Here is a 4,954-nt window from a genome sequence, read left to right as displayed (position 1 = left end):
CCCCCCCCCCCCCCCCCCCCCCCCCCCCCCCCGGCCCTGTATATTTCGAATCCCCTTTTTTCAGTTGCAGATGTTTCAGGATGAGACCGGAGAGCTCGAGGGGGCGGCAGCCCGCCTGGAATGGAATCACATCCCCTAGCCCTTGCAGAGCAAGGGCTGCGGCGAGCAAATTGAGGACTTTTCCCGCAGTCAGAGTGGTCCATCCGCGGACCGCTCTGTTCATCCACACAGGCTCCATTGAAAGTTCTCCAGCTTCAGCCGGCTCCCCACCGTGGTCCCCTCCGGGAGCAGAAACATGGTCAGGGAGTGTTTCTGCCCATCATCCGATACCATTTCAGCATAATCTCCATTAATATTGCTCACGGTATAGTAAATTGCCTCCATTTCCGGCCCTCCAGTCCTTCCAGCTCCGATCCCGCTTGCCGCGGTCAGCTTCAGTGTACCGGTTTCTCAGGGGGCTGTCAACCACCCTCCCGTGCCTTTTCCGCCCGCTTTTGATACCACCGCAGACAGTCCCGGTTCCCAGTCACCTTCATCAGCACCCCAGACACCGCCATGTCCGCTGCCACCGTGGCGGCCGCCGTCCAGGTCACTCCAGGCGGGATCAGGGCGGTCAGCCGCGCCACCGCCGGATGGACGAAGTAGATGAGTGGGAGGGCCAGCGCCCCCCAGGCCAGGGAAAAGGGGAGGCATATCTTCCCCTGGATGCTGCCCGGCAGGCCGGTATAATCCCAGAAGGAGACGCCCAGTCCCCGCTCGTACAAAATTGCCATCCCATATTCCGCCGCCGTGGCCGCCAGGCCCCCCAGCAGGAACAGCGTAAAGGGATTCTGGATGACAGTCCGCGGGAGCAGCAGGATCAGGCAGGCCCCCACGCCGTACACCGGGCACAGCGGGAGCACAAGCAGGCTTTTTCGGTCCCCCCGCCCTCCAGTTGCCCGGGCGTAGGCCACCTCCAGCAGGAAGCCGAAAAAGCTGTATAGGATAAAGTTCCAAACCCAGATCAAAGGTCAGCCCTCCATTTCTCTGCTACATAGGGTAGCGAAAATGAGTGGCTTTCATGCGGGCAAATTTTGTCATTAACGGCCAGGTCCCGGGCCTTTTTCTGCCTGCGGTCTGTTTTCCCGGAAGCTGAGTCCATCCTTGGAAAAAGTGGGGCAGACTTTTCCATGATGCCTTGCGGAAAAGGGCGGTTTGTGGTAGGATTACTCGAAGAATACGGATGACAGGAGAGTGGAGCGCGATGCGTCATTTGATCGATTTTGGGGACCTGCCCCGCCATGAGTGGGACGCCCTGTATGCCCGGGCCAGCCAGATCATGGATGACCCATCCCAATTTGTGGACGTGTGTAAGGGCCGGGTGTCGTGCAATCTGTTTTACGAGCCCTCCACCCGCACCAACTTCTCCTTCCAGACCGCCATGCTGCGCCTGGGCGGGACGGTGTTCGGCTTCGCCGATCCTAACTCCTCTTCCGTTGCCAAGGGAGAGACCCTGAAGGACACCATCAAGATGGTCTCCGGCTACGCCGATGTAGTGGTGATGCGCACCCCTTGGGAGGGCTCGGCCAAGGCCGCCTCCCTCTACTCCGCCGTCCCCGTGGTCAATGCCGGCGACGGCGGCCACATGCACCCCACCCAGACCATGGCTGATCTGACCACCATCACCCGCCTGCGGGGGGGCGTAGACGGCCTCTCTCTCGGCCTGTGCGGCGACCTGAAGAACGGACGCACGGTACACTCCCTCATCAAGGCCATGGCCAAGTTCCGGGATATCAAGTTTTTCCTCATCTCTCCCCGGGATCTGGCCGTTCCCGAATATATGCGGGTCTTCATGCGTGAGAACAATATGTGGTTCACCGAGGTCACCGGTCTGGAGTCCGTCATCCCCCAGCTGGATGTCCTCTACATGACCCGCATCCAGCGGGAGCGGTTTGTAGACCCCCTGGAGTATGAGCGCAACAAGGGGATCTATATCCTCACCCGGCGCAAGCTGGAACGGGCCAAGCCCAGCATGCTGGTGATGCATCCCCTCCCCCGGGTGGATGAGATCTCCATCGACGTGGATGACGATCCCCGGGCCGTCTATTTCCAGCAGGCCCGCTACGGGATGTTTGCCCGGATGGCCCTTCTGGAGCATCTGGCCCTCCAACCCCGGGATGACGCTCCTCCCGCTGTGGAGATCGGAACCAAGCCCGTCTGTACCAACCCCCGCTGCATCACCCAGACCGAGCACTATCTCCCGCCTCTGGTGAAAAAGATCGGCGGCGTGGACTGCTGCGGCTTCTGTGACGCCGCTCTGTGCTAAGATTTGATCTCTCCCTGTAAAAATGCCGTTAATTCCGCCTCTTTTCTCTTGACGCAGGCCCCTCTTTCCTTTATCCTTTTTATCATCCCGCCCCTCAGCGGGAAAGGATCGCCGGCCGCTCCCCTTCGGGGTCGGACCGGCTCGAAGGAGTTATCCGCGTTTATGGACACAGACAGCGACTGCGCCCGACCCGATTTATTACTGTAAAAAAGCACAGCTGCCCTATCCAGGATAGGGCCGGCTGTGCTTTTTTGCATCCTGATGTCCAATTTTGAGGAGGAACGATCCGTGTCAACTATTGCCATACAACTGCTGGTCCAGGTCATCCTGATCCTGATCAATGCCTTTTTTGCGGCTACCGAGATCGCGGTGATCTCCCTCAACGCAAACAAGCTGCGGATGTTGGAAGAGAGCGGGGACAAGCTGGCTCCCAGGCTGCTGAAAATGCTGGAGCAGCCAGCCGGCTTCCTCTCCACCATCCAGATCGGCATCACGCTGGCCGGTTTCCTCGGCTCCGCCTTTGCGGCGGACAGCTTCTCCGAGTATCTGGTCCGCTGGATCTGTGAGGATCTTGGCTTTACCGCCCTCCCCATCTCCGTGGTGGATACCTTCTCGGTGGTCGTCATCACTCTGATCCTCTCCTACTTTACTCTGATCTTCGGCGAGCTGGTCCCGAAACGCATCGCCATGCAGAAGTCCCTGGAGATGGCACGTCTCTCCTGCCGGGTGGTCTCCACGCTTGCCTTCATCGCCCGGCCTGTGGTGGCCCTTCTCTCCTTGTCCACCAATGGAGTGCTCCGTCTGCTCCGCATGAAGACCGAGGACGAGGAGGAACAGGTCACCGAGGATGAGATCCGCATGATGATCGACCTGGGTAACGAGAACGGAGCCATCGATGCGGAGGAGAAGGAACTGCTCCAGAACGTCTTTGAATTCGGCGACCTCTCGGTCAGCGACGCCATGACCCGGGTAGGCGATGTCACCGCTATTCAGGTGGACACCCCGCCCGGCGAGGTCCTGGACGTCATCCGCGCCACCGGGCTGTCCCGCTTCCCGGTCTATGGCAGCGATCTCAATGATATTTTGGGCATCCTGAACGCCCGGGATCTTCTGCTGGATATGGCCTCTTCCCGGCACCGCACTGTGCGGGAGCTGATGCGTCCGGCCTACCTGGTGCCGGAGACTCTCTCTGCGGACGACCTCTTCCGGGATATGCAGCACAAAAAGGTACATCTGGCGGTGGTCATCGACGAGTACGGCGAATTGGCCGGTGTCGTGAGCCTGGAGGATCTGTTGGAAGAGATCGTAGGCAATATCTACGATGAGTTCGACCCGGCGGAGCCCCCGGAGCTGGAGCATCTGGAGGACGGTGTCTGGCGGTGCAGCGGCGGCCTCAGCGTTGACACTCTGGCGGAAGAGCTGGGATTCGATCCCCCGGAGGACGCGGACTACGACACCGTGGGCGGGATGGTGCTCAGCTGCCTCCGCACCATTCCGGAAGATGGGAGCCGTCCCCACGTAGAGGCGGGTGGCCTGGACCTCCAGGTGGAGCAGGTAGCTGACCACCGGATCCAGTGGGTGCTGGTCCGCCGTTCCCAGCCCGCCGCTCCCCACCCCCAGTGATCCCTGTTTCGCCCTGCGGAGGTCCTCCGCAGGGCGAAATCGAAAAAAGGGATTGACAAGCGCCCTTCCATGTGGTATCATTTTCAAGCTGACACAGAGAGTGAGGCGCCCATGCGGGTGTAGTTCAATGGTAGAATCCCAGCCTTCCAAGCTGGTCGCGTGGGTTCGATTCCCATCACCCGCTCCATATGCGCCTGTAGCTCAGGTGGATAGAGCAACTGCCTTCTAAGCAGTGGGCCAGGGGTTCGAGTCCCTTCAGGCGTGCCATCTTCCCTCTGCTGTCGCTGTTATATGGTGGGTGTAGCTCAGTTGGTTAGAGCATCGGATTGTGGTTCCGAGGGTCGAGGGTTCGAGTCCCTTTACCCACCCCATATGACCTCAAGGCGTAAGGGCCGGAGCGTCGGCTCCGGTCCTTGCCTTTTCAATTTCTCCCCATCTGACGGAGATACAGGGGTGTAGCCAAGTGGTAAGGCAAGGGACTTTGACTCCCTCACTCGCTGGTTCGAGTCCAGCCATCCCTGCCACTCTTTTCTGTGTTTTCTGGTCCGGCAGTTGCGGAGGCAGTCCTGTTTTTCGTTTGATTGATTTCATGACCCAGTAGCTCAGTCGGCAGAGCACCTGCCTTTTAAGCAGGGTGTCCGGAGTTCGAATCTCCGCTGGGTCACCACGTCGGAGCAAAGTCCGCTTTGCTCCGGCGCTTTTTTATGCTCACGCACAAAAAAGCGTCATCCGCCCGCTCCCTTGCTCCTCCTTTCCAGATCGCAACCGCTTACGCTGGGTCGCGATTTGGGTTGAGGTGCAGACTTGAGGTGCGTCTTCGAAACTGTTTGTCAACTTCACCTCCCCCCTCGGGCTGTAAGGCTTCTCCATTTTTTCCTAGTTGAATGATTATTCAGCATCAAAATTACCCATATAAAATCATGTCAAATTTGATGTCAGGAGCCGCCCATATTGGGGCGGCTCCTCTGCTTTATCTGGCCTTCGCCGCTGCCCGGGCCATGATCGCGCCCTCCTCCCGGGTCATAA

At 59.4% G+C, this 4,954-nt stretch carries 4 protein-coding genes and 5 tRNA genes; 7 read left to right on the top strand and 2 right to left on the bottom strand.

Annotated elements, in window-relative coordinates; genetic code table 11:
• Window positions 1-219: 219 nt before the first annotated feature.
• Both NE584_RS19075 and NE584_RS19070 read right to left on the bottom strand, forming a co-directional pair.
• The gene (locus tag NE584_RS19075) at window positions 220-384 is read right to left on the bottom strand and encodes a hypothetical protein (protein WP_187120328.1); all 165 of its coding nucleotides are present in this window, start codon (window positions 382-384) and stop codon (window positions 220-222) included.
• Window positions 385-461: 77 nt separating this feature from the next.
• Window positions 462-1,007 (bottom strand): putative ABC transporter permease, encoded by a 546-nt coding sequence (locus NE584_RS19070; protein WP_050623346.1) that lies wholly within the window; start codon window positions 1,005-1,007, stop codon window positions 462-464.
• 236 nt (window positions 1,008-1,243) lie between these two features.
• On the opposite strand from NE584_RS19070, the gene pyrB reads away from it, so the two are divergent.
• The 7 genes from pyrB (at window position 1,244) to NE584_RS19035 (ending at window position 4,595) form a co-directional block, all read left to right on the top strand.
• Window positions 1,244-2,305, top strand: a complete 1,062-nt coding sequence (gene pyrB, locus NE584_RS19065) for an aspartate carbamoyltransferase (protein WP_050623345.1) — start codon at window positions 1,244-1,246, stop codon at window positions 2,303-2,305.
• A 288-nt stretch (window positions 2,306-2,593) separates the two neighbouring features.
• Entirely contained in the window at window positions 2,594-3,928 is a 1,335-nt protein-coding gene (locus NE584_RS19060) for a hemolysin family protein (RefSeq protein WP_256183519.1), read from the top strand.
• Between the two features lie 113 nt (window positions 3,929-4,041).
• Window positions 4,042-4,115 (top strand) — tRNA-Gly (locus NE584_RS19055).
• A 3-nt stretch (window positions 4,116-4,118) separates the two neighbouring features.
• A tRNA-Arg gene (locus NE584_RS19050) sits at window positions 4,119-4,195 on the top strand.
• Between the two features lie 27 nt (window positions 4,196-4,222).
• Window positions 4,223-4,299, top strand: a tRNA-His gene (locus NE584_RS19045).
• A gap of 78 nt (window positions 4,300-4,377) precedes the next feature.
• A tRNA-Gln gene (locus NE584_RS19040) sits at window positions 4,378-4,452 on the top strand.
• 67 nt (window positions 4,453-4,519) lie between these two features.
• Window positions 4,520-4,595 (top strand) — tRNA-Lys (locus NE584_RS19035).
• Window positions 4,596-4,954 lie beyond the last annotated feature (359 nt).

It is taken from the genome of Clostridium sp. DFI.5.61, assembly GCF_024462915.1.
GTDB classification, from domain to species: Bacteria; Bacillota; Clostridia; order Oscillospirales; family Oscillospiraceae; genus Lawsonibacter; species Lawsonibacter asaccharolyticus.
This window is presented reverse-complemented; position numbering and strand designations above follow the sequence as displayed.

What these genes read in the sequence shown, in the direction of transcription:
- NE584_RS19075 (WP_187120328.1), bottom strand. Translation starts at nt 384, where the DNA reads ATGGAGGCAATTTACTATACCGTGAGCAATATTAATGGAGATTATGCT.
- pyrB (WP_050623345.1), top strand. Translation starts at nt 1,244, where the DNA reads ATGCGTCATTTGATCGATTTTGGGGACCTGCCCCGCCATGAGTGGGAC.